Source organism: Aeromonas rivuli, from assembly GCF_000820045.1.
In the GTDB taxonomy this organism is placed as follows: domain Bacteria; phylum Pseudomonadota; class Gammaproteobacteria; order Enterobacterales; family Aeromonadaceae; genus Aeromonas; species Aeromonas rivuli.
In genome coordinates, this window is record NZ_CDBJ01000001.1 from 28,751 (window position 1) to 52,854 (window position 24,104).

At 54.5% G+C, this 24,104-nt stretch carries 18 protein-coding genes and 1 pseudogene; 11 read left to right on the forward strand and 8 right to left on the reverse strand.

From position 1 onward, the window contains the following. The first annotated feature begins 82 nt into the window (after window positions 1-82). Complete coding sequence (locus BN1130_RS00135) at window positions 83-1,279, forward strand: MalY/PatB family protein (protein WP_042039559.1); 1,197 nt, start codon at window positions 83-85, stop codon at window positions 1,277-1,279. A 25-nt stretch (window positions 1,280-1,304) separates the two neighbouring features. Here the strand turns inward: BN1130_RS00135 and BN1130_RS00140 are convergent, their stop codons facing one another. The 4 genes from BN1130_RS00140 to manA all read right to left on the reverse strand — a co-directional run bounded on the left by BN1130_RS00140 (window position 1,305) and on the right by manA (window position 6,262). Continuing rightward, on the reverse strand, window positions 1,305-2,084 hold the full coding sequence (locus tag BN1130_RS00140; RefSeq protein ID WP_042039514.1) for a hypothetical protein: 780 nt from the start codon (window positions 2,082-2,084) through the stop codon (window positions 1,305-1,307). 39 nt (window positions 2,085-2,123) lie between these two features. Beyond that, the gene (locus BN1130_RS00145) at window positions 2,124-2,411 is read right to left on the reverse strand and encodes a hypothetical protein (RefSeq protein WP_052448151.1); all 288 of its coding nucleotides are present in this window, start codon (window positions 2,409-2,411) and stop codon (window positions 2,124-2,126) included. 214 nt (window positions 2,412-2,625) lie between these two features. After that, window positions 2,626-4,527: a PTS fructose transporter subunit EIIC gene (locus BN1130_RS00150; protein WP_042039515.1), complete on the reverse strand. Its 1,902-nt coding sequence runs from the start codon at window positions 4,525-4,527 to the stop codon at window positions 2,626-2,628. A gap of 523 nt (window positions 4,528-5,050) precedes the next feature. Then, window positions 5,051-6,262, reverse strand: a complete 1,212-nt coding sequence (manA, locus tag BN1130_RS00155; protein WP_042039516.1) for a mannose-6-phosphate isomerase, class I — start codon at window positions 6,260-6,262, stop codon at window positions 5,051-5,053. A 129-nt stretch (window positions 6,263-6,391) separates the two neighbouring features. Between manA and BN1130_RS00160 the strand changes: the two genes are divergently transcribed. Continuing rightward, a complete protein-coding gene (locus BN1130_RS00160) occupies window positions 6,392-7,270 on the forward strand; it encodes a helix-turn-helix transcriptional regulator (protein WP_042039518.1) in 879 nt (292 codons plus the stop codon). Between the two features lie 153 nt (window positions 7,271-7,423). On the opposite strand, the gene BN1130_RS00165 is transcribed toward BN1130_RS00160, so the two are convergent. The 4 genes from BN1130_RS00165 to BN1130_RS00180 form a co-directional block, all read right to left on the reverse strand. Beyond that, window positions 7,424-8,653, reverse strand: a complete 1,230-nt coding sequence (locus tag BN1130_RS00165; protein WP_042039519.1) for an MFS transporter — start codon at window positions 8,651-8,653, stop codon at window positions 7,424-7,426. 61 nt (window positions 8,654-8,714) lie between these two features. Beyond that, window positions 8,715-9,485: an ABC transporter ATP-binding protein gene (locus BN1130_RS00170; protein ID WP_042039520.1), complete on the reverse strand. Its 771-nt coding sequence runs from the start codon at window positions 9,483-9,485 to the stop codon at window positions 8,715-8,717. After that, window positions 9,478-10,530 carry a FecCD family ABC transporter permease gene (locus BN1130_RS00175; protein WP_042039521.1) on the reverse strand — a complete coding sequence of 351 codons (1,053 nt, stop codon included), beginning with the start codon at window positions 10,528-10,530 and terminating at the stop codon, window positions 9,478-9,480. Before BN1130_RS00175 ends, BN1130_RS00170 begins: the two co-directional genes overlap by 8 nt. Before the next feature lie 119 nt (window positions 10,531-10,649). Continuing rightward, window positions 10,650-11,756 carry an ABC transporter substrate-binding protein gene (locus BN1130_RS00180; RefSeq protein ID WP_042039523.1) on the reverse strand — a complete coding sequence of 369 codons (1,107 nt, stop codon included), beginning with the start codon at window positions 11,754-11,756 and terminating at the stop codon, window positions 10,650-10,652. 410 nt (window positions 11,757-12,166) lie between these two features. On the opposite strand from BN1130_RS00180, the gene icd reads away from it, so the two are divergent. The 9 genes and pseudogenes from icd (at window position 12,167) to gmd (ending at window position 24,101) form a co-directional block, all read left to right on the forward strand. Next, window positions 12,167-13,420 (forward strand): NADP-dependent isocitrate dehydrogenase, encoded by a 1,254-nt coding sequence (gene icd, locus BN1130_RS00185; RefSeq protein ID WP_042039561.1) that lies wholly within the window; start codon window positions 12,167-12,169, stop codon window positions 13,418-13,420. 542 nt (window positions 13,421-13,962) lie between these two features. Beyond that, window positions 13,963-15,009 (forward strand): annotated as a pseudogene (rfbB, locus tag BN1130_RS00190) (dTDP-glucose 4,6-dehydratase); the annotation flags it as partial. Window positions 15,010-15,287: 278 nt separating this feature from the next. Next, window positions 15,288-16,586, forward strand: a complete 1,299-nt coding sequence (locus BN1130_RS00195; RefSeq protein ID WP_042039525.1) for a flippase — start codon at window positions 15,288-15,290, stop codon at window positions 16,584-16,586. 7 nt (window positions 16,587-16,593) lie between these two features. Then, on the forward strand, window positions 16,594-18,924 hold the full coding sequence (locus BN1130_RS00205) for a polysaccharide pyruvyl transferase family protein (RefSeq protein ID WP_198135203.1): 2,331 nt from the start codon (window positions 16,594-16,596) through the stop codon (window positions 18,922-18,924). Next, window positions 18,921-20,156, forward strand: a complete 1,236-nt coding sequence (locus BN1130_RS00210; RefSeq protein ID WP_052448152.1) for a glycosyltransferase — start codon at window positions 18,921-18,923, stop codon at window positions 20,154-20,156. The genes BN1130_RS00205 and BN1130_RS00210 overlap by 4 nt, the downstream gene beginning before the upstream one ends. Next, the gene (locus BN1130_RS21990) at window positions 20,140-21,342 is read left to right on the forward strand and encodes a hypothetical protein (RefSeq protein ID WP_157013824.1); all 1,203 of its coding nucleotides are present in this window, start codon (window positions 20,140-20,142) and stop codon (window positions 21,340-21,342) included. The genes BN1130_RS00210 and BN1130_RS21990 overlap by 17 nt, the downstream gene beginning before the upstream one ends. 26 nt (window positions 21,343-21,368) lie before the next feature. After that, window positions 21,369-22,115 (forward strand): glycosyltransferase family 2 protein, encoded by a 747-nt coding sequence (locus tag BN1130_RS21425; RefSeq protein WP_084218079.1) that lies wholly within the window; start codon window positions 21,369-21,371, stop codon window positions 22,113-22,115. Between the two features lies 1 nt (window position 22,116). After that, the gene (locus BN1130_RS21995; protein WP_157013825.1) at window positions 22,117-22,995 is read left to right on the forward strand and encodes a hypothetical protein; all 879 of its coding nucleotides are present in this window, start codon (window positions 22,117-22,119) and stop codon (window positions 22,993-22,995) included. Then, complete coding sequence (gene gmd / locus BN1130_RS00215; protein ID WP_042039528.1) at window positions 22,995-24,101, forward strand: GDP-mannose 4,6-dehydratase; 1,107 nt, start codon at window positions 22,995-22,997, stop codon at window positions 24,099-24,101. Before BN1130_RS21995 ends, gmd begins: the two co-directional genes overlap by 1 nt. Window positions 24,102-24,104 lie beyond the last annotated feature (3 nt).

Consider the following 24,104-nt stretch of genomic DNA (forward strand, 5'->3'; position numbering starts at 1 on the left):
GCCAGCAAGATAATGTCGGGGGCTGATGCCCCCTTATCCATTCTTCCTGGCCATTCGCCGCATTGATGGAGAAAAAAATAGCATGCATGAGACTTATGACTTCGAGCGCCCGGTCGATCGCCACGGCACCTACTGTACCCAGTGGGACTATGTGGCAGACCGCTTCGGCCATGCCGACTTGCTCCCCTTCACCATCTCGGACATGGATCTTGAGACAGCCCCCTGCATACGCGCGGCGCTGGCCAAGCGGCTGGAACACGGGGTGTTTGGCTACAGCCGCTGGAACCACAGTGACTTCAAGGGGGCGGTGAGCGGCTGGTTTGCCCGCCGTCATGGCGCCAGCCTCGACCCCGAGACCCTGGTCTATGGCCCCTCGGTCATCTATGTGGTCGCTCAGTTGGTGAGCCTCTGGTCGGCGCCGGGGGAGGGCGTGCTGGTGCACACCCCCGCCTACGACGCCTTCGGCAATATGCTGGCGGCCAGCGATCGGGTATTGCTTCCCTGCCCGCTGCAAAAGAGGGAGGGGCGTTATCAGATCGACTGGATCTTTTTTGAGCAACAAGCCGCTCGCCCCGATTGCCGCATCCTGCTGCTGTGCAGCCCCCACAACCCCACAGGCCGGGTCTGGAGCCGGGATGAACTGTCCCGCATGGCCGCCATCTGTCAACGTCATGGGGTCAGGGTGATCTCGGACGACATCCATATGGATATAAGCTTTTCCCCCTACCTGCCCTGGAGCGAGGTGGCGGTGGATGATGGCTGGGCGCAGGTGAGCTCGGGCTCCAAATCCTTCAATATTCCGGCCCTTGGCGGCGCCTATGCCTTTATCCCTGAGGTGGCGAGCCGGGAAGGGTATTTACGGCAACTCAAGGCCGCCCATGGCCTCTCCTCCCCACCCATTCTCGGCATCCTGGCCCATATCAGCGCCTACCGGGATGGCGATGGCTGGCTCGATGCCCTGAAGCGCCATCTGCATGGCAATCTGGCGCACGTTGCCGAGCGGCTCAATGCCGCCTTCCCGGCCATCGACTACCAAGTGCCCGAGGGCACCTACCTCGCCTGGATTGATCTCAACGGACTCGGCATCGACAGGGCGGAAAAGATGGATGCCCTGCAAAGCTTGCTGGTGGAGAAATACCGGGTCGCCATCATGCGCGGCGACACCTACGGCCCCGAGGGAACAGGCTTTATCCGCCTCAATGTGGGCTGTGCCAGGCAAAAACTCGACAAGGGGCTCGATGCCCTGATAAGCGCGCTGGGGGAGCTGCACGCCAGATAAATCAAGCCGCCTCGGGGCGGCTTGTTCATTTCGAGGCCGCCTTTTCAGGCTGGTAGCGGGTCTGCTCAATCTGATCGAAGCGCAGGATCAGGGTGTCGCCCCCCTTGAGGCGATAGGCGCAGTGGGAGCCATTGCAGGCGATGCGGATATGGGGCTCATCCCCCAGCAGAGGAGATTGGCTATGGGCCTCTGTAAGCGGCCACTTGCCTTGTTCGAGGCGGGTTGTTTGGCTTTGTGCTTCTGAGGCACCTCGAAGGAAAAAGGCCAGAGCTAGCCAAATAGGCAACAGCACTGCTAAAAACAGGAAGGCGAACTTGTTGTAGTTGTTCCCTAGCCAGACAAGTGTTCGGAAAAGAAATGGCGCTGGGTAGCGCCCAATTTTTTTCGCTCTTTTGATCAGCCAACGATAGAACATTGAGCTTTGCCACAGCCATGTGAGATGAATTCGCCAGCGGGGGCAGATGAGTAGAGTGATCGTCACTGAAAAAATCGTGAATATGCTACCCAACACAGGCCACATCCAGGGTTTGAGCATATTGAGAGTAGAGAGGAGGCCAAACGCCAGAAGATAATCTGCTGGCGGAGAAAACTCGGCATAGTCGAGGTTAAACGCCAGGGTATAGCCATAGTGATAGGCCATACCCAAGAGGTAGGTCGCTGCTGTCAGGGCAGGAATGGCCGCCATGACCAATCCCGCGAAGCGCCAAGTCGTCCCCTTGTCTTCGGCTTCCTGCTCAGAATTATGCAATGTTTTTATATGCTGGCGCAGCCAGCGCCAACGGGCTGCGGCTGTTCGGTCATTCACTGGACGTTCCTTCACTCATCTACTTGATACCTCAATTTGTCAGAGAATGGCGCGGCTGCGAAACAGCACCTTGCCGCAGGCAAGGCAGGTGTGCAGCAGGTGGTAATCTCCGGCGCCGGTCAGCGGGCTGAACAGCACCTTGTGTGAATCGCAGGCGTAGCAGCTGGCGTTCTCGTCATCCGCGGTGACGCACTCGGGATGCAGGCTGAGGTGCTCGGGCAGGGTGGGCAGCTTGTTCCAGTTGGGCTGAGTGACAGAGCGGTTCTTGAGAATGATGCTGGAGGTGACCAGACCCGCCAGGGTGAGCACTACGTCAGTCAATTCCATGAGCTTAAAGGCTCCGTCCGTGAGGGGCCGCAGGGCCGTGGGGCATGCGCAGGTGCATTATGGTGCCTATCCTATCGGGTCGCAGGCTGGGTGCGCTATCCCCGTCCGGGTAGCCGGTACGGCTCGAAGGTTGGCTCCGTTCTCTTTAGCTGGTGTTGAAATAAACGAAGGGGCCCTCGGCCCCTCCTGTTGCAAATCAGATAAAGTGCCCTCGTCAGGCAACCTTGCTGCTGCCTGTCAGGGTACGGGCCAGCAATCCTTCCGGGTTGTGGATGGCCTCCTTGGTCTTCACATCGATGATCTCGATCTCCTTGAAGCGCTCCCGGTTCTTGATGGCGACGTCGTGGGCCAGGATGACGTAGCGGGCGTTGGCCACGTCCTTGGCGGTGATGCGGTTGATGATGCCGTTGGCGCCCTGGGTCTCGACTTTCAGCTTGATTCCCTGTTTGGCGGCCGCCTTTTGCAGGCTCTTGGCGGCGAGGAAGGTGTGGGCCACGCCGGACGGGCAGGCGGTGATGGCGAGCACGTCCGCTTCCCCTTCCGCTTCGATGATCTGGTAGCCGCTATCGGCGGTTGTCACTGTCTCATCCTCGGTCACCGGCTTTTTCAGCAGATTGACGATCAGCGCCGTGGTCAGGGCACCGAGCAGGGTGCCCAGGATGTAGCCCATCTTGCCTTCCACCACAGGCAGCACTATCCAGCCGCCCCAGGGGGCGTGGTTGATGCTGTGCATCATGAAGCCGGTGATGTTGCCGACGATGCCGCCTGCGACGATGGCCGGGATGACCCGCACCGGGTCGGCGGCGGCAAAGGGAATGGCCCCCTCGCTGATGCCGATCATGCCCATGATGGCTGCGGCTTTACCCGCTTCACGCTCTTCTTTCTTGTAGCGACGGGGGGAGAGCAGGGTCGCCAGCGCCATGCCAAGGGGCGGCACGCAGATGGCGATGCCGACGCCCCCCATCAGCCAGGGCTGGGTGTTGACCTGGGTCTGGGCAAACAGGGTGGCGACCTTGTTGACCGGGCCGCCCATGTCAAAGGCGGTCATGCCGCCGAGGATGGCCCCCAGCATCACCTTGCCGGAGCCTGCCATGCTGGAGAGCCAGTGGTTCATCCCGTCCATCATGGCGGCGATGGGGGCGCCTATCACCCACATCACTATGCCGCACACCAGGAAGGTACCGATCAGCGGATAGATGAAGATGGAGCCGAGCGAACTCATGGAATCCGGTAGTTTTATTCGCTTGAGCTGATTGACGATAAGCCCGGCGATGAAGCCCACCAGGATGGCGCCGAGAAAACCGGTGTGGAAGTGCTGCACCGCGATCCAGGAGCCGATCATGCCGGGCGCCAGGCCTGGCTTGTCCGCCATGGAGTAGGCGATGTAGCCGCCGAGCACGGCGGTAAAGAGGGTGAGCCCCGCTATCCCCATGTCGGCCATGTCCTTGAGCACACCCGCCTCGGGCACGGCGCCCTTGCCGCTCATCATCACCGAGAGCGACAGCAGCACGCCCCCCGCCACTATGAAGGGGATCATGTGGGAGGTGCCAAACAGCAGGTGCTGCTTGAGGGTGCCGAGCTGGGCCTTGATGCTGCGATCCTGGGGCTCAGGCACGCTGGGTTGCGGCGCCCTGATCTGGGCTGGCTTGTTGCCGGCCGCACTGGTGGGAGCCTGGGCCGCCAGCAGTTTGAGCACCTCGGTCTTGCTGGTGGCCGCCTGCATCCGGGGGATAAAGCCCGGCTCCAGCAGCTTGGTGGAGAGTTCGGCCAGCACCTCGATATGGTGATTGGCGCCCCCCGCTGGGGAGGCAATCATGAAGAAGAGTTTGGAGGGCAGCCCATCCTCAGCGCCGTAGTCGATGCCCTGCGGGCTGATGCCGATGACGATGGCGGGCTGGAGTACCGCCTCGCTCTTGGCGTGGGGCAGGGCGACCCCCTGTTCAAACCCGGTATTGTCGAGGTTTTCCCGCGCCCAGAGATCGCGCACGAACTGATCCTGATTGCTTATCTTGCCGCTCGATTTAAGCCGGGCAGCCAGTTCCACAAAGAGCCCTTCTTTGTCTTTGGCCGCGATGTCGAGGCAGATCAGTCCTTCATCTATCAACGAGGTGAGCATGCGCATCTCCTGGCTCCGTCATGAAGCCGTTGTTATGGGGAAGTAATTGACCTGCCTATTGTTTCGCCCTTGCCTTCATGTGGATATCGGACATATGTGCCCTTTACTGGATTTTTGTGCCAAGGCGGGGAGCCTGTGATCCTGTTCGCATTTTTATATGGTTTGGCTGAGGGGAAGGAATTTACTTAATTTTGTTTAAAAACAGTTAGTTAATGAAGTTATGTTAAGGATGAGGCGACCATGCCATGGTTGGCAGGTAAAACAGGATGGAGATTTGTGTGCCATCACCACGGCCAAAAATGTGAGCGCTATAGCAAAAATGCGCTGGTGTAACAGGATATGGCGCTGTTGTTGTGCGTCGGCAGCCCCGGGGAGGGATCGGCGCCACACCACAGACCCTTGGTTCATCCGATGGATGGCGAGCGACCCGATCTGCACATCCACGCAGCAGAAGAGGGAGGGGGCGGATAAAACAAGGGCCATCTTCTGATGGCCCTTGTGCATTCAGGGGTCATGGCACCCCTTAGCTGCGATTGCCGGCGCGGGCGACCCGCCCCTCGGCCAGCAGCTGGTAGCTGCCGGTGGCGGCGGGGACGAAGGCGGACTGGCCCTTTTCGAGGCGCAGTGACTGCTTACCTTGCTGGAGGGTCACTGTGCCATCGATGGCAAACAGGATCTCGGCGCTGGTGGTGATGAGCTGGTGCCCACCGGCCGGGTAGACGCTGAAGGTGAAGTCAGGTACCGGCACCTCGAAGTGCAGTACAGCACCGTCGAGGCGAGGGGCCAGCAGGATCTGGTCATCCGGTTTGGCCACAAAACGGGTGCAATCGAGCAGCTCTGCCACGTCTATGTATTTCGGGGTGAGCCCTGCCCGCAGCACGTTGTCGGAGTTGGCCATGATCTCGAGGCCGGTGCCGCGCACATAGGCATGGGGGGTGCAGGCATCGAGGAACATGGCCTGACCCGGCTTGAGGGTCACCACGTTCAGCAAGAGCGGCGAGAAGAGGCCCACGTCTCCCGGATACTGGGCGGTCAGGCTGGTGATGAGGGCAAAGGTCTCCTCATCCTGATGGGCGGCGGCATAGCTCAGCAGGCCCGCCAGGGCGGCTTCTTTGCGCGCGCCCTCCAGCACCAGCAACTGGTGGAAGAAGTGCTGCAACCCGGCTTCACCCTGATCCGCTGCGTGAGCGGCGGCGAGGGCCGCTACCAGATCGGCGATAGCCGCCAGCTTGACTCGCTCGAACAGCGCCAGGATGGCGGGAATGGCGCGAAAGCCGTTCATCGCCTGATAGGGGGTGAGGGCAAACACCAGCTCCGGCTTGTGGTTCGGGTCTTTGTAGTTGCGATTGCTCGCCTTGGGCGAGATGCCGGCGGCCTCTTCCTTGGCAAAGCCCGCTTCGGCCTGGGATTTGCTGGGGTGTACCTGGATGGAGAGGGCCTTCTCGGCGCAGAGCACCTTGAACAGGAACGGCAGGCTGCCGAAACGGGTGAGGGTGGCCTCGCCCAGCACGGCGCTGGGGGCGGCCTCGATAACGGCGGAAAGCTTCTGCGCACCGCCCGCTAGGCTCACTTCGGAGCAGCCATTGGGGTGAGCCCCCATCCACAGCTCGGCCTGAGGGTTGCCGTCCGGATTCGGGATACCAAACAGGGTGGTGAGGGCGGCACGGCTGCCCCATTCGTAGCCCTGGATCGGGTTTTTCATCAACAGAAAGGAGGGAAGATCACGACAACTCATAAGGGACGCCTCATTTAGTTTGAAGAAAGTTGTTTGAAGAAAAGGGTGGAATTGACGGTCCGGCCCGGACTATAACATGGGCGGTTGCGGCGGCCGCAACCGCTTGCCTCTCTCTTGACCGGGATCATCATGTCACTCATCTTCAGCCAACTGCTCGACGACGCCATCACTGAGCAGGCCCCCTTCGAGCGAGTCTGGTTTGCCAGTGAGCAGGGGGTGCCGCCCAGCTTCAGCTACCAGGTCAACTTTCCCCGCCTCGAGCTGGTGTTCAGCGGCGAGTATGTCAATCAGGTCTGGGACAAGGGGCAGGGCAGCCAGGAGATCCGGATATTGCCGGGGCAGGCGCTCTATATTCCGCCCAACGGCTGGAACAAGCCGCAGTGGAGCACGGATTGCTCGGTGCTGAGCCTGCTGTTTGGCAAGCGCCAGCTTGGCTTCAGCCTGGTGAGCAAACGCCGGGAAGATCCCGATTTCTTCGATGTGCAAAAACACAGCATCATGGCCCGGGCCGGTCATGTGACAGAGCATATTCTGGCGGCCCTCAACGTGTTGACCGAGGATCCCGGCCGCTCCCCCACCGACAACCATCTGCTGCTGGCGCTGCTGACCAGTGCCCAGCAACTGCTTGGCACATCGGCGACCGAGCGGCCCCGGGGTGCGGACTTGTTTCATGGCATCTGCATCTATATCCAGGAAAATTTTCACCGCCCCATCAGTCGTGACTCCATCGCCCACCGCTTCAACCTGTCGGCCAGTCATCTCTCCCACCTGTTTCGTGAGCAGGGTCATATGCGGCTGGCGGATTACATCAGCTGGGTGCGGATCGACAGAGCCAAGTTCATGCTCAAGAAGTACCGCTTCCGCCTGGAAGAGGTGGCCAATCGATGTGGCTACGGCGATGTGAATTACTTCTGCCGGGTGTTCAAGCAAAAAACCGGATTGACCCCCTCCCAATACCGCGCCCTGAGCCAGCCTCAGGGGGAGGGCCAGCCCCTGACGGGAGCGTGAGTGGCCCAGACTGCGATGATGGAAAAGAGGAGGGGGAGAACTGTCCCGGGGCATCCCGTAGCGGGGTTGTTGGCCGCATTCCCGGTTGGCGGATGAGGCTGATATCGGGCGCCAGATGAGGGCTACCTGCCTCGTCAGATCACCTGCGAGTCATCATGGCGAAGAGGTGGCTCGGGCTGCCATGCCCGATCTCAGGTGCGCATAGAGGCCTGCCCCGGCCAAGATCCCGGTCAGGGCCAGCAGCAGCCAGATGGCCGTGCTAGGGCGAGTGCCCGCATCCCCCAGCATAAAGCCGATCAACAGGTTGCCAAACAGCGCCATGCAGCCGCCGGCGCTGGCATAGAAGCCGTAGTAGCTGGCGAGCTGGTCGGGGGGGGCGTAGCGGGGCAGCTGGGCGGCAAAGAGCGGGAAGCAGAGGATGGAGCCCAAGGAGAGCAGGGCCACCTGGGCCAATACCCCCACAGTGGGCCAAGGAGCCAGCAGGGGCAGAGCCAGATAGCTCAATCCCATCAGCCCAATCCCCAGCCCCATTGCCAGAGGGACGCCAAGATGGCGCTCCACCAGGCGCGAGGCCGGCAGCTGGAGCAGGACGCCGATCACCGCCGAGAGGGTGAACACGCCGCCGAGCAGCTCGGTGGCGTCCGGCAGGCTCTGGATATGGGCGGGCAGGGCCAGATAGAGCTGGTGGAACAGGATCTGATAGCTGCCTGCCAGCAGGGTGAACATCATGAAGGGGCGCTGACGCAAAATGGTGCCCCATTGGCGCAAGATGGCGCCGCGGGGGGCCTGATTGGCCACCGGGCGTTTGGGCAGTACCCGATACTGCAGCACCCCGAGCAGGGCGAACAGGCTAGCCGCCAGAATACCCGTCAGGGCATAGCTCTGCTGGGTCAGAGTCAGGCCGACCAGGGGACCGAGCAGCATGCCCGCCTGGCTGGCGAGGTTGTGCAGGGCGAAGGCGCGCTGGCGCTGGCTCGGGGTGTCGCATTCGCTCGCCAGATAGGCCTGGGCGCAGGGGGTGAACAGGGCCCCGGCAAAGCCGGTCAGGGCCGCCGCCAGCAGCAGTATGGGCAGGGACTCGGCCCAGCCCAGCAGTACGAAACCGACCGATCGCACCAGGCAACCCCAGACGATGGCGGGGTGATAGCCGATGCGATCCCCCAGCGTTCCCCCCAGCAAAAACAGCCCCTGCTGGCTGAAGACCCGCATCCCCATCACCAGGCCGCAGGCCCAGCCGGCGAGGCCAAGGCCGCTGCCCATGTGCTGGGCGAGGAAGGGCAGCATCATGTAGAAGCCGAGATTGAACGCCAGGCCATTGATGATGAGCAGGCGGGCGGCCAGGCTCATGCCCTGCCAGTCCCGCCAGTAGGAGGCGCCGTTCATGTTGCGTGCATCCGGGGGCCGGTTGCGGGCCAGGCCGCAGGCGCTGTCATGGGAAGTCTCGTCATGATTGTCTTCGCAGGGTACGAAGGAAGGGGATGCCGCTCTGATCGTGGCTTATCTGCACCGGCACCTGATAGAGGCGCTCGATGAGGTCGGCGTCGAGCACCTGGGAGGGGGGGCCGAAGGCCTGCAGATCGCCCCCTGCCAGCACGATCAGCTGATCGGCAAACTGGGCCGCCAGGTTGAGATCGTGCAGCACCACCAGGGTGATCCACTGCTGCTCCCGGGTCTGCTGGCAGAGGTGCTCCATCAGTTGCATCTGGTGGTGAAGGTCGAGGGCGCTGACCGGCTCGTCCAGCATCATGATGCGGGGGTCGCGCAGCAGCACCTGGGCGAACAGCACCATCTGCCGCTGGCCGCCGCTTAAGGAGTAGAGGGGGCGATCCGCCAGATGAGCGATGCCGAGGGCCTGCAAGGCGCGGGCGGCGGCCAGGATATCCTCGTCCGCGAGGCGCATGGAGAGGCTGTCGAGGCGCCCCAGCACCACCACTTCGATGACGCTCAAGTCCAGCTCCAGCTGGATATTCTGGGGCATGTAGCCAAATTGCTGACGCCACTTGGCCTGGGTCATCTGGCGGGCGCTCTGGCCCCCCAGACGGATGTCGCCAGCGGCCGGGGTCAGTTCCCCAAAGAGGGCGCGCAGCAATGAGGTCTTGCCGGTCCCGTTCGGGCCGATGATCACATGAACCTGACCCGGGTGCAGGGTGAGGCTCAGATCCCGCAGCAGGGTCTGCTGGCCTATGGCGAGGGAGAGTCGGGATATTTCAAGCACGTTTACGCCCCCTGCCGAGGATCAGCCAGATGAAGAAGGGCACGCCAATGAGCGCAGTGACGATGCCGATGGGGAAGAGGGCCCCCGGAATGATGGACTTGGAGAGCACCGAAGCGGCCGACAGCATGCAGGCGCCGCACAGGGCCGACAGCGGGATCAGGAAGCGCTGATCTTCCCCCACCAGCATGCGGGCTATGTGGGGGGCCACCAGGCCGACGAAGCCGATGATGCCGACGAAGCTGGTGGCGGTGGCGGTGAGCAGGGCCACCAGGATCAGGGTCTTGAGGCGCAGTCTGTCCACATTGACTCCGAGGCTGCGGGCGCGAGCCTCGCCGAGCCGCAGGCTGGTGAGGGCCCAGGCATCCCGATAGATGAGCACGCTGCAGATCAGGGTGACGGCGGCCGTGATCAGCAAGGCATCCCAGCTGGTGCGCATCAGGCTGCCAAACAGCCAGAACATGATCTGCTGGTTGAGCTCGGGGGAGGAGAGGAACTGCAGCAGGGAGAGCAGGGACTGGAACAGGAACAGCAGGGCTATGCCCGCCAGGATCAGGGTCTGGCTGCTGATGTTGCGCATCATGGCCAGACCAAACAAGAGGCTGGCGGCAAACATGCACAGGATGAAGGCACCGGCCGGAATGGCAATCAGGGGCGGCAGACCAAGACCGCCGGTATAGAGCGCCAGTGCCGCGCCAAGCCCGGCCGCGGCCGCGAGCCCCAGGGTGTAGGGGCTGGCCAGGGGGTTGTCCAGCAGGGTCTGCATCTGCACGCCGCCAAGCCCGAGGGAGGCGCCGACCACCAGCGCCATCAGGGCGATGGGCAGGCGCATGTCAAAGACGATGGTGCGGGTCATGGAGTCCGCCTGGGCGGGGGAGAGCAGGGCATCGATCACTTCCCCAAGGGGCAGCAGGGAGGGGCCGGTGGCGATGTCGAGCACCAGGGTAATGCACAGCACCAGGGTGAGCAGCGTCAGCCAGTGCCAGCGGCGGCGCTCCCGTTGCCGCTGGCGGGTGAGGGTCTGCTGCAGGGCAGCCAAATCATTCATGATAACCATCCTGAAACGGGCGCTCTCAAGGGGCGCCCGCAAGGGTTGAAGAGGGATGACGAAGAGGGACTTTCCCGACTCGGGTCGGGACAGTCCGGCCCGTCAGGTTCAACCAGCCATTACTTGATACCCAGCATAAAGGTGCCCTGGGGACGAATGGGCAGATAGCTGCGGTAGAAGCCCTGATAGGTGGCCAGGGGATCGAGATCCTGGAACAAGTCGGGGTAGAGCGCCTTGGCCATGAACTCGATGAGGGCGGCATCCATGATGCTGCGGGTGGCGCCGTGATAGACGGCGTAGAGGCGACCCTGCTGCACGGCGGGCAACTCGCTCCAGCCCGGACGGGCGGCAAAGCCCTGCAGACGCTGGCGCACCGTCTCGGCCGAGACGTCCTGACCGACCTGCATCGCCTCTGCGCTGCTCACGCTCTCGTAGCCCGCCATCAGGATCACCTCGGGTTTGCTCGCCAGCAGCTGCTCAGGGTGTATGGGGCCCCAGCGTTCGACGAAGGGGGCCGCGACGTTGTCACCGCCGGCCAGCAGGGCCATGGCGCCCCACATGTCCTTGCCATAGGTGTAGCTGTACTCGGCCGGGCCCTTGTCCCCCAGCTCGATATAGACCCGGGGCGGCTGGCGCTTCGCCTGGGCAACCCGGGAAGTGATGGTGTCAATCCTGGCCTTGTATTCGTCGGCCATCTTCTGGGCACGGGCCTCCTGGCCGGTCACCTTGCCAAGCAGCAGGGTGCTTGCCATGTGGCGGGCCAGGGTCTGGGCGTTGTAGTCCACCACCACCACCGGGATGCCTGCCTGCTCGAGGCGCGGCAGATCCGGGGCCAGGGCCTCGTATTGCCACTGGGCCAGGATCACCAGATCGGGTTTGACCGCCAGGGTCTTCTCGATGGAGAAGCTCTGATCCTGCACGTTGCCAAGGTCGGGCACCTTGGCCAGTTGTGGCAGGCTGGCCACATAGAGGGACCAGATGGCGGGGCGGGACTTGACGAACCAGCCACGGGACATGCCCACCAGGCGATCGGCGCCCCCTTCACCGGCCACAGCCAGGTAATCCTCGGGATAGAAACCGAGCACGATGCGGCTCGCGGGCAGGCTCAGGGAGACCTTGCGGCCCATCACATCTTCCACTTCAACGGGGGCGGCGGCCTGTGCCATCCAGCTCATCAGGACGAGCTGGCCTAACAGCAACACTCTTGCCAGGGGGTGACGAAACATCTTGTACAACCTCGGGGGGACACGGCTTAAAAAGAAAGTGAGAACTATTACTATTTAATGTTCAAAAAGCAATGAGGTTCTACATGGTCAGTCCTCTCTTTTTCTCCCCGGGAGGGGCGTTTGCGTGGTCTAATCCCGCCCCCCGCGAGGGCCTGCCTTTCTCTGAACGGGCTGATTTTTGACCCCAGGGGGAGGGCGATGCAACCATGGCGCCCCGAGTGCGTACTGCTGAGGAAGGGGAGTGAAAAAGCCCGGACTCATCTTCTTCTTTGGGTCGGCGCAGTCGCATTGTGATCCAGTGCGCGACTATGGTCCGCGCAGTGTGCTCACCATTTGATTATGTAAAAGGATGGGCTAAGATGGCCGCGGAAACGATCAGATTGATAACAAAAGGAAGTTAGGAGATGCCGATGGAAAGCAAAGTAGTAGTCCCGACCCAGGGCCAGAAAATCACAGTAGCAGCCGATGGCAAGCTGACCGTACCGAACAATCCCATCATTCCTTTTATCGAAGGGGATGGTATCGGTGTGGACGTGACCCCTGCCATGCTGAACGTGGTCAATGCCGCGGTCGAGAAGGCTTACAAAGGCGAGCGCAAAATCGCCTGGATGGAAATCTACACCGGTGAGAAGTCGACTCACATCTATGGCGAAGGTGCCTGGCTGCCTGCCGAAACCCTGGATTTCATTCGTGAATACCATGTGGCCATCAAGGGCCCGCTGACCACCCCGGTCGGTGGCGGCATTCGCTCTCTCAACGTGGCCCTGCGTCAGGAGCTGGATCTCTACGTCTGCCTGCGCCCGGTCCGTTACTACCAGGGCACTCCTAGCCCGGTCAAGCGTCCTGACTTGACCGACATGGTGATCTTCCGCGAAAACGCCGAAGACATCTACGCTGGCATCGAGTGGAAAGCGGATAGCGATGAGGCCAAAAAGGTCATCGCCTTCCTGCAAAACGAGATGGGCGTGAAGAAAATTCGCTTCCCCGAGTCTTGCGGCATCGGCATCAAGCCCATGTCCAAAGCCGGTACCGAGCGCCTGGTGCGTGCCGCCATCGAGTACGCAATCGACAACGATCGTGACTCCGTGACCCTGGTCCACAAGGGCAACATCATGAAGTTCACCGAAGGTGCCTTCAAGGATTGGGGCTATGCCCTGGCCCAGAAAGAGTACGATGCCCAGTTGATCGACGGCGGCCCCTGGTGCTCCTTCAAAAACCCGAAGACCGGCAAGGTCATCACCGTCAAAGACGTCATCGCCGATGCCTTCCTGCAACAGATCCTGCTGCGCCCGGCCGAGTATGATGTCATCGCTTGTATGAACCTCAACGGCGACTACATCTCCGACGCTCTGGCCGCTCAGGTCGGCGGCATCGGCATCGCTCCTGGCGCCAACATCGGCGACGGTGTGGCCCTGTTTGAAGCAACTCACGGCACCGCGCCCAAGTATGCAGGCCAGGACAAGGTCAACCCGGGCTCCCTCATCCTCTCCGCCGAGATGATGTTGCGCCACCTCGGCTGGGTCGAAGCGGCAGATCTGGTCGTGAAGGGGATGGAACAAGCCATCGCCAACAAGACGGTCACCTATGACTTCGAGCGACTGATGGAAGGGGCCACGCTGCGCTCTTGCTCCGAGTTCGCTCAGGACATGATTGATCAGATGTAATCTATTGATTTCTTTGACATTTAAAGGCCGCCATCAGATGATGGCGGCCTTTTTCATTGAGGCAATACCGCCAGTTGATGAGCCATGGGCCAGATGTTGGCAATGACGTTGCTAGTCCAAAGGAAAGATTCCAATGACACCTGGTTAATTGCCTGTAAACCAACCAAACGGACCCTGATAATTTCCTTTTCTGTACTCTTGGGAGAGGGAGGATGCTAGAATCCGAAGCTGATTTTAAGCGCCATCTGTGGGCACCTTTGACATTCTTTGCCCATGGCTAATCAATAGTGTGTCAGCTCGTCTCAGAGCCCCGATGCTCCGCCTTGCAGTTCAACGTGTCACCTGAGGTCAACATCATGATCCGTGCGCACACACAATCTGGTCAAAAGCAGCAAACTGGGGGCTGTCACCCAGGGGCGGTAGCCTGCGTTTTTGGTAGCGTTTCGAGGCAAGCGGTTATATTTCAGACATATTTATTGCGAATGAATATCTTTCATTATTTCCCTACTCAGCTAGTCGGTAGCATGAGCAGATCCAGATAAATGAAGATACTCGTAACGGGTGGATCCGGTTTCATCGGTTCGGCGCTGATCCGTCATATTATTCGACAGACCCAAGATGAGGTGGTCAATGTCGATGCGTTGACCTATGCCGCCAATACTGCCGCCCTGGAAGAGTGTGCCGACTCACCCCGCTATCAATTTGAACACGCCAACATTTGTGATGGCGCTGCCATGGCACGTATTTTTTCAGTACACCAGCCTGATGTTGTCATGCATCTCGCCGCCGAAAGCCATGTGGATCGTTCCATCACCGAGCCGGCCAGCTTTATTCAAACCAACATCATCGGTACCTATACCCTGTTGGAGGCGGCAAGAACCTATTGGGATGGTTTACCTGCGGAGCGTCAGGCAAGGTTTCGCCTGCAGCATGTCTCGACCGATGAGGTGTATGGTGACCTGCCTCATCCGGATGAGTTTTCTGTTTCTTCTTCCCTTGCGAAAGGGAGTCGAAGTGAGGCAGAAACATTGCCGCTCTTTACCGAAACCACAGCCTATGCACCGAGCAGCCCTTACTCTGCCGCCAAGGCATCGAGTGACCATCTGGTGCGTGCCTGGCACCGAACCTACGGGCTGCCAATCCTGGTGACCAATTGCTCTAACAATTACGGACCCTGGCAACATGCGGAGAAACTGATCCCGCAAACTATCAACAATGCCTTGGCCGGCAAGCCAATCCCCCTTTATGGCAAGGGAGACCAGATCCGTGACTGGCTCTATGTGGATGATCATGTCCGTGCCCTTTATCTGGTACTGACTGAGGGGAAGGTCGGCGAGACCTACAACATCGGCGGCCACAATGAGAAGCGGAATCTAGAGGTGATGCAGACCATCTGTGATCTGCTTGATAAGCTGGTACCCAAAACAGGCTCTTATCGTGATCAGATCACACTTGTGGCAGACCGCTTAGGTCACGATCGTCGCTATGCTATCAATGCAAGAAAAATAAAATTAGATTTGAACTGGCAGCCTCAAGATAATTTTGAGTCAGGCATTAGAAAAACAGTAATTTTTTTGATAAACAGTCAGTAAAGCCTGTCAGTTCATAATATGCAGCATAGCTTATTATATTTATTGGAAACATAAATTAATAATCATTTTTATAATTTAGTTTCCTTTGATTAGTAGAAAATATAGCTCCCCTGCACAGTAGTATTTTATTAGTCATAATTACTCTAACTAACTTTTAATTTTCACTAAATTAGTAATATTAGCTATGATTATTTAGGCGTTTTATTTGTATGGTGAAAACTGTTTTGTCTTTATTATCGTGGATGGCAAACAATGTTGAATATTAACGTGGCATTATGTTGAAAAATAAAGTACTAAGTAATTCTCTTTGGATGATGCTAGAAAAAATTAGTCGCCTCGTTATCGGTGTTTTAGTCAGTAGTTTAATGGCTCGAAGTTTGGGGCCGGATGGGTTCGGACAGTTAAATTTTTTTATTTCTTTGCTGACAATTTCCTCGGTACTCAGTTCGCTTGGCCTGAATCGCATCATCGTACGAGACGTTGTCAATCATATTGAGGACAAGTTGTTTTGTCAAAACACAGTTGTAACCACATTTTATCTGAGGCTAGCCGTCTCCTTAATTTTGTGGATTACGATAGCGGTTGTCAGCTCGCTGTTTTGGCCTGATAACATATTGTTTGTTGTAATTATTTTTGCCTCGCTATTTTTTATCGCATTTGATGTTTTTGATTTTTACGCTCAAGGAATATCCGATTTCAAAATAATTAGCCTCTGTCGTCTGAGCACTTTTTTGATTACATCTTTGCTCAAGATTGGAGTCATCTTTCTGGGGGGAGGGCTAGAGGCCTTTGTCTGGTTGGTGATGATAGAATACCTACTTGTTGCAGTTCTCTTCTATTTGTTTTTTGTTCGCAGGCGGCATCTTGAATTACAGCCAAAACAGATTAGGGTTCAACGAGGGGCTGAGTTGGTTATGGAGTCCTGGCCCGAAATTATAGCGGGTTTCGGTGCGATACTGTTCATGCGCCTTGATCAGATATTCCTTCAATGGTTGTCTGGTGATGTTAGTGTTGGGATCTATTCTGCTGCAACTCGGATCACTGAAGCATGGTATTTTTTACCGTCTGTTATCATTGCAACAACATTTCCAAAGCTGGTGTCGTTACGCAGTTCTTCATATGAGCGTTATTTTGAGGGAATTCGGGCGCTGATGTCATTTCTGGTAATGATATCTGTGGTCGTGGCATTGTTTTTCAGTTTTACAGCAGACTGGATTGTCACATTTCTATTTGGCCCGGCTTATGCCGAGAGCGCTAATGTCATTGTACTACACACTTGGGGAGGAGTTTTCTTATGTATGGGTATTACCTCTGGCTCTTGGTTAGTAGCAGAACGAAAGCTGAAGCTCAATTTACAGCGTAACTTGTTCGGCCTAGCAGTGAGCGCAGTAACAAACTGGACGTTGATCCCGCTTTATGGGGTTACAGGCTCAGCCATTGCAACAGTTGCGGGACTTGGTGCTGCATTCTACTTGTTTGATCTGCTGCATCCTCAGCTTAGACCTATGTTCTGGCTCAAGAGCAGCGCACTTATACCGACTCATCTTTATCACTTTATCCGTGACCGGAAATAATTTAATTATGAAGCTTAAGTCTATTTATCATCACGTACGCCACTCGCTTTTTCGACACAGCACCACATTGGAAAAACCCCTGGTTATTCAGTTTCCGATCATTGATATTTGCAATTCTCGTTGTCAGATGTGCCGTATCTGGGAGAATAAAAAAAGTCATGACATTACTGTTGATAATTTGCGAAAAGGTTTGAGCAGTGAGCTGTTCAGCCGTGTTGAAGGGATAGGCTTTAATGGTGGCGAGCCTACCTTGCGTGATGACTTGATTGAGCTGGTTGAGGTAGTGCTCGATCAGTTACCTAATCTTAAGCAAGTATCTCTTATCACTAATGCCTACAAATATCTGCAAGTGATCGAGCAGATTGAAAAAATGGGGCGCCTTGTTAAATCCCGTGGTAAGCATTTCGATGTAATGGTATCGCTGGATGGCTTTGGTGATGTCCATGACCGTGTGCGCGGCCGCAGCGGAAATTTTGAGAATGCCAAGAAAGTATTGGCATATCTCAGCGACTTTGATGGGGTGGACAACGTTCGAATTGGTTGCACTGTTATTCGGGAGAATGTCTTCCATCTAGCCGACTTGTTCGAGTTTTGCGTCAGTCGTGGCCTGTATATAAAGTATCGTCAAGGGGTTCCCCATCAGCGGCTCTATACGGAAAATTTACTGGATCCGTATGCATTGACTGTTGAAGAGAAATACGAGTTTGTCGAGTTTCTTGAGGGTCTGATCAAGTATTACGAACCAAGCCCGCTGCAATGCTTCTTCTATCGCTCACTGATCGATCAGATCCTGTATGACAAACCGCGGGCGGCGGGATGTGACTGGCAGCATCGTGGGGCCACGATTACCGCCAAAGGGGAACTCGCCTATTGTGCGGTCAAAAGTAAAGCCCTGATGAGCAACATTGCCGATGGGGACCCCATGCAAGCCTATTTTGGCAACCAGGCTCATTTGCACGAGATCCTCGCCAACGAGTGTGCCAACTGTCACCATGACTATGTGGGCTTGCCCAGTCCAGCAGTCTATCGCCGGATAATGGTGGCGCGCATAGATGAGCGTTTTGGCCTTAAAGACAAGTTGCGCCGGGTGCCAGGATTTGCAACGCTCAATCGTTATCGTCAACGTCATGGCTACAGCAAGCAGCTCCAATACTATCAAACCCAGAGCGATCGCCCGCTGATGTCCACAGAAGGCAAACAAGTGCTTATCTGTGGCTGGTATGGTACCGAAACCCTGGGAGACAAGGGGATCATCGGAGGGGTGATGCATGCGCTGAGGCGTCAGCTTGGGGAAGATACCCGCTTTGTCGTCGTAGCCCTCAATCCCTATATCAGCGAGATGACTCGCCGCCAGATGCCGGAATTTCGTAATACCCGTATTGTGACTCCGGAAGAAGGGATCGGCCTTGCCCGTCACATGGATTATGTGGTGTTCGGTGGCGGTCCCTTGATGGCAATCGATTCATTGGCACCCATGCAAGCTATCTTTGAGCGCGCCAAGCAGGGGCGAGCTCGTACTATAGTGGCTGGCTGCGGTGTCGGGCCACTTGGGGATGCTTGGCACAATGACAGCATTGCTACCATTTTGCGATTGGCTGATATCAGGGTCTACCGGGATGCCCGTTCACGCGACTATGCACAGCAAATCGGTGTTGATGCAGCGCAAGATCCGGTGGCAGAAGATCCGGCCTTTACTTGGTTGGCCAGCATTGCCGAACAGCTGCCAAGCAAGACGTCAGACCCCGACCGCCAAGTCCTGTTGCTGGGACTACGTGACTTCCCCTATCAGGAATATGCTCGTCACATCCCGCTTGTTCAGGCATTGGCCATTCGTGACAACTATGAGCGAGTCGTAGTGGATGCCCTGATCCAGCTGGCTGCCAAACGGCCGAATCTGGTGATCCGGCCACTACCTATGTGCACCAATCACTTCGGGTCGGATGATCGCTGGTTCTATCGTCGCCTGTTCCGTCAGCAGCCAAAACTTGAGGCTGCTCTGGATTATTCATTGCTGGGGCCAGAGATGGCGCCACAGCACTATTGCGAGGCTTTCAGGGCCGCCGATGCGTTGCTTGCCATGCGATTCCACTCGTTGGTGTTTGGCTTGGGGCTGGGGGTGAACTCGGTTGGTATGGACTACACCCTGGGCAAGGGCAAGGTCCGTTCTCTGGCTGAGCGCTTTGGCGCGCCTCTGCTGAGCATGACAGATCTCAAAGTCGATGAATTGGTGACTGCGCTAGAAAGTGCACTCGATGCTCCTTCTACCCCTCCTATCGGCATGGAACAGCTCGGTTTTGTCCCGGCGTTGTTGGCTAAATTGCAGGAGGCAGAAGCATGAGAATCCTGCATGTTTGCTATAGCGACCTGGATGGTGGCGCCGCACGCGCCGCCTTTCGTTTGCACCAGGCCCAGCGCAGCCAAGGCCTCGATAGCCACATGCTGGTGATCAATAAGTGCTCGGACGATCCCTTCGTGCATACGGTCTCTGGTTTAAAGCAATTGAGGATCAAGCTAGCCTCTGCATTGAGCCGCTTGCTTCTGCGTTGCCAGAAAACCTCCAATTCGGTATATCACTCTCTCAACCTGTTTCCCTCAGGCCTGCTGCGTGAAGTAGACAGATTGGCCCCCGATGTGGTCAACCTGCACTGGTTGGGGGGAGAGATGCTGTCGGTAGGGGAAATCGGCCGTATTCGTCAGCCAGTGGTCTGGACGCTGCACGATATGTGGGCCTTTAGCGGGGCCGAGCACTACGACGATGACAAGCTGTCGGAGCGTTATCGCACAGGATATAGCCGTGAGAGTCGCCATGAGCAACATGGCGGGATGGATCTCGATCGCTGGACATTTCTGCGCAAGCAAAGGGCATGGGCTGGCAAGTCATTTCAGATTGTCACCCCCAGCCACTGGCTGGCTGATTGCGTTCGGCAAAGCACCCTGTTTGCCGGCTTGCCGGTGTCGGTGATCAGCAACTGTATCGATCACACCGTTTACCGCCCGCTGCCCCGCGAGCTGGCCCGTGAAGCGCTGGGGTTGCCGCAAGACAAGCAGTTGCTGTTGTTTGGCGCCATGTCGAGCACCTCGGATCCCCGCAAGGGTTATCACCTGCTGATCCCTGCGTTGCAGCAGCTGAGTGCCGAGGGCAAGGCGAAGCAGATCGAACTGGTGGTCTTTGGTGCCAGCCGCGGTGATGCCGAACAAGTCACTGGGATCAAGACCCACTATATGGGGCGCCTGCATGACGATATCAGTCTCTGTCTGCTCTATAACGCCGCAGACCTCTTTGTCGCCCCCTCGCTGCAGGACAATCTGCCTAATACCTTGGTCGAATCGTTGGCCTGTGGTACGCCTTGTGTTGCATTTGATATTGGGGGAATGAGAGATCTCATTTTTGGTGAACATGAAGGTGAATTAATTAATGAGATTTCATTCAATGAGCTGAGTTGTACACTTGATAGTATTTTTCGGAAAACATATAATAAAGATATTATATATCAAAGAAGTCTGAATCGTAGGTCATTATGTAAGGTTGTTAAGCTTTATTCTGAGGCTTATTATGAAATTAATAAGTAGCTTTGGCTTACTTAAATTGAAAATGACCCCTTTTTTATTTTTGTTGGCTGTGTTGGTATCGCTATCTCCACTATTTATTTCTTTTGTTTCTATACCTGGAAATGTGTTTTTTATATTGGCTCTTTCCTGCATTTTAATGCTAAATCATGATTTCCATTTTGACAAAAAAGTCATGATTTTGGTTTTATTCATTGTTTTTTCATCAATATTGCTTGGATTAGTATGGCAAAATGCTAAGTTAGTTACTATCAGTATATATTGCACTCTCTCACTCATTGTCGCCAAAGTGATATGTGAACGTCACCTATCTGATACGGTGGAATTATTAACCTTTTCATTGTTGGTTATTTCCTTATTATCATGGGGAGGTTTTATATATGCTCTTAATGGTGGAAAAAGCATACTGGAAGTTATTAACCCTGATGGGCGTCACGGTTTTCTATATTTGACAACCATGACAAATTATAAAGTTGGAAACTTAATCAGACCTTCTGGTTTTTTTGATGAGCCTGGTGCACTATCCTTTTTTATATGTGTCACGGCTTATTTGCGCGATTCTTTAAGTAAAAACCAAAAAATCACATATATATTATTGGCCCTCGGGGCTGTAACATTTAGCTTGGCACATTTTATATTCATATTTTTATTTTTCTTTTCTTCAAACAGAATTTTATTAAAAAATAAATTGTATGTATTGTTGGCTGCAATTTTAGTTGGCTTTTTGACATTGCCATACTTATATAAGACTGAGGCTTTTGATACCTTTATTATGTCTAGAGTCGAAGTTAATCAAGATGGTTCTATTTCTGGAGATAATAGGTCTGAGCGAGTAACTAATGCTCTCAATCTGATAGATGCTTATCCCCGAACTCTCTTATTCGGTCTAGATGAAAAATGTATATCTGGTGATCGTTTGTGCTCCAGCTTATATCCACCATATGGTGAGAATTTTCTATTTCCATTGGTCCATTATGGAATTTTAAATTCATTTTATTATTATTTCGTTATCGGTGGGCTTTTAATTACGGCAATTTATCGAAGAGATGGAAGATTAAATTTAATCAATTTAGCTGTAGTCGCATTGCTTTTGCAACGTCCATATGCATATTCATATGGGTATTCTCTGGTTATAGCAGTATGTTTCTTAGTTGGGGTTTGGGGATATGAAAAAAAACGCTATAAATAAAATCTTAAATTCATGCGGTATTTTGTATGCCTAAACTAAGCATTATTACTGTAAATTATAATGATTCTGTCGGCCTGTTAAAAACGATTAAAAGTTTACGTTCATCTAAGATATTAAAAACAGATAATCTGGAGCTTGTAATTGTTGATGGCGCATCAACGGATGACTCGTTATCTGTGATTCGACAAAATATAATTGAGAACGACGTGTTTGTGTCTGAACCCGATAAGGGGATATATGATGCAATGAATAAAGGTATCGTTCTTTCCACCGGAGATTGGATATATTTTTTGAATTCAGGGGATGTATTCGATAGTCATAAAGCACTATCCAACATATTGGATGAACTTGGAAGAGTATCAAAGGATGTTAATATGCTCTATGGTGCCTATCGTGCGGATGGGATACTGCAGAGTCAAAGTTGTACATTGCCATTTTTGATCTCTCATATGTTAAATCACCAAAGTATGATTTATCATCGTTCTCTTTTAGAACATGGATATGATATTCGTTATCGTTTTTGCGCCGATTATGCACATCTGCTTTCAGTATGGCCGCGTCTTAAACCCAAGGCGCTGGATCTCTGTATTGCTAATTTTGATACCACAGGCGTCAGTTCACAAGCATCCAATAAAGCACGCATGTGGCAGGAGCGATTGCAGGCAGTATGGCGCTCCGACCTGAATATTTTTAAAAAAATACTTCTCAGCAGTCGTGGTTTTATTGCTTGGCCATATCACGTTATAAAAATTAAATTTAACAAGGTAAGATGAAATGGAGGCGCTAGACGATACAGTTCGCCTTCTTGTTGGTGTTTGTGTCACCAAGCAAGATTGGATAACTTATCACCGTTCACTATATGACTCTTTTTCTAATATCGCGAAGCATTGGGAAAATAAAGTTCTTTTCTATGTTGTTTTGCAAGGTGTGAGCAATGATGAAGATTTTCCTAAATTTGATACTAGTGCAGCACCAAACGTAGAAATATTCAATACAACATTTATGGGTGTTTCAAGAGCCAGGAACATTTGTATTGACAAGGCAAAGCACATAAACTCAGAATTTATATTGTTTCATGATGCTTCAATATTTTGGACATCATCCGCGGCTAAATTTATTGCTCATCATTGTAATAATGAGCTTGTTACTAAGGTCAAGGTGAGTTTTTCCGCTACGACTAGAGAGAGAAATCTCCCTCTCAATCAGTGTTCATCTCCTGCTGCAGTGCGAAAAATTAATCCATTTTACGATGCTTATGTTTGGTCATATTTATTTAGTGTAGCGAAACTGCAAGATGTTAAATTTGATGAGCGATTCGGACCAGGCCAAGAAACTTTTTTTAAAAGCGGGGAAGATGTCAGTTTTTTGTTTGAGTATTTCTCAAAAATAAAGACATTTTCTGTGCTAGAGGCAAGCAGCGCGTTTGTTTGTCATCCTCCCAGAACGGCTGATTTTGATAAACATCTAACTTATGCATCTGGTCAGGGAAAAATCTTTAGTTTGCTGGTAAGGAAATATCCATCCTGGCGAATATATATCGATTTGGGATTGTTTTTTGGTAATGCAGCATTCCGTTGTTTACTGTTAAAGCCAAATGCATTTAAAATTTTAAAACAGCGTTTGAACGGTTTTTTTGATAGAGGTGTTAAATAATGAAAGTCGCTTTGATTACGGGTATCACTGGCCAAGATGGTTCTTATTTGGCTGAATTGTTGGCAGAGAAAGGCTATGAAGTCCATGGCTTGATTCGCCGCGCCTCTTCTTATAATACATCGCGTATTGATCTGCTTTGCAATACGCAAAAAAGTATCAAGCTCCATTATGGTGACCTCTCAGATAGTTCAAATCTGATCCGTTTGGTTAAAGAGATCCAGCCGGATGAAATTTATAATCTGGCGGCCATGTCTCATGTCGCCGTCTCTTTTGAATCACCGGAATATACTGCTGATGTAGATGCGCTTGGCACGCTGCGCCTGCTGGAAGCGATCCGTATCAACGGGCTGGAGAAGAAGACCCGTTTTTATCAAGCTTCCACCTCTGAGTTGTATGGCCTGGTACAAGAGATCCCACAACGGGAAACAACCCCGTTCTACCCCCGTTCCCCCTATGCGGTGGCCAAGATGTACGCCTACTGGATCACGGTTAACTATCGTGAGTCTTATGGCATGTATGCCTGCAACGGCATTCTGTTTAACCACGAGTCACCACGTCGTGGTGAAACCTTTGTGACCCGCAAGATCACCCGTGCCATCGCCAATATTGCCCAAGGTATCGAGCACTGCCTCTACTTGGGCAATATGGACTCTCTGCGTGATTGGGGCCATGCCAAGGATTATGTGCGGATGCAGTGGATGATGCTGCAACAGGCGTCGGCAGAAGATTTCGTTATCGCCACTGGCAAACAGATCTCCGTTCGCGAGTTTGTACGGATGTCAGCCAAAGAGGCCGGGATTGAGCTTGAGTTCAGCGGTGAGGGCGTTGATGAGATTGCTACCGTGTCGGCGGTCACTGGCACCAATGCTTCCGCAGTAAACGTGGGAGATGTGATAGTACGGGTTGATCCGCGTTATTTCCGCCCGGCAGAAGTAGAAACCTTGCTGGGAGACCCTGCCAAGGCCAAAGCCAAATTGGGCTGGGTACCCGAGATCACCGTCGAAGAGATGTGTGCCGAAATGGTGGCCAATGATCTGCAACAAGCGAAGCAGCATGCGTTGCTCAAGGCCAATGGTTTTGATGTAACAATTTCACTGGAGAATTGAGCT

Bases quoted from the DNA above. Each gene is read 5' to 3' on its own strand.
- gmd (WP_042039528.1), top strand. From the start codon at position 22,995: ATGAAAGTCGCTTTGATTACGGGTATCACTGGCCAAGATGGTTCTTAT.
- BN1130_RS00195 (WP_042039525.1), top strand. From the start codon at position 15,288: ATGTTGAAAAATAAAGTACTAAGTAATTCTCTTTGGATGATGCTAGAA.
- BN1130_RS00205 (WP_198135203.1), top strand. From the start codon at position 16,594: ATGAAGCTTAAGTCTATTTATCATCACGTACGCCACTCGCTTTTTCGA.
- BN1130_RS00210 (WP_052448152.1), top strand. From the start codon at position 18,921: ATGAGAATCCTGCATGTTTGCTATAGCGACCTGGATGGTGGCGCCGCA.
- BN1130_RS00150 (WP_042039515.1), bottom strand. From the start codon at position 4,527: ATGCTCACCTCGTTGATAGATGAAGGACTGATCTGCCTCGACATCGCG.
- BN1130_RS21425 (WP_084218079.1), top strand. From the start codon at position 21,369: ATGCCTAAACTAAGCATTATTACTGTAAATTATAATGATTCTGTCGGC.
- BN1130_RS21990 (WP_157013824.1), top strand. From the start codon at position 20,140: ATGAAATTAATAAGTAGCTTTGGCTTACTTAAATTGAAAATGACCCCT.
- BN1130_RS00145 (WP_052448151.1), bottom strand. From the start codon at position 2,411: ATGGAATTGACTGACGTAGTGCTCACCCTGGCGGGTCTGGTCACCTCC.
- BN1130_RS00160 (WP_042039518.1), top strand. From the start codon at position 6,392: ATGTCACTCATCTTCAGCCAACTGCTCGACGACGCCATCACTGAGCAG.
- icd (WP_042039561.1), top strand. From the start codon at position 12,167: ATGGAAAGCAAAGTAGTAGTCCCGACCCAGGGCCAGAAAATCACAGTA.
- BN1130_RS21995 (WP_157013825.1), top strand. From the start codon at position 22,117: ATGGAGGCGCTAGACGATACAGTTCGCCTTCTTGTTGGTGTTTGTGTC.
- BN1130_RS00180 (WP_042039523.1), bottom strand. From the start codon at position 11,756: ATGTTTCGTCACCCCCTGGCAAGAGTGTTGCTGTTAGGCCAGCTCGTC.
- manA (WP_042039516.1), bottom strand. From the start codon at position 6,262: ATGAGTTGTCGTGATCTTCCCTCCTTTCTGTTGATGAAAAACCCGATC.
- BN1130_RS00165 (WP_042039519.1), bottom strand. From the start codon at position 8,653: ATGAACGGCGCCTCCTACTGGCGGGACTGGCAGGGCATGAGCCTGGCC.
- BN1130_RS00175 (WP_042039521.1), bottom strand. From the start codon at position 10,530: ATGAATGATTTGGCTGCCCTGCAGCAGACCCTCACCCGCCAGCGGCAA.
- BN1130_RS00135 (WP_042039559.1), top strand. From the start codon at position 83: ATGCATGAGACTTATGACTTCGAGCGCCCGGTCGATCGCCACGGCACC.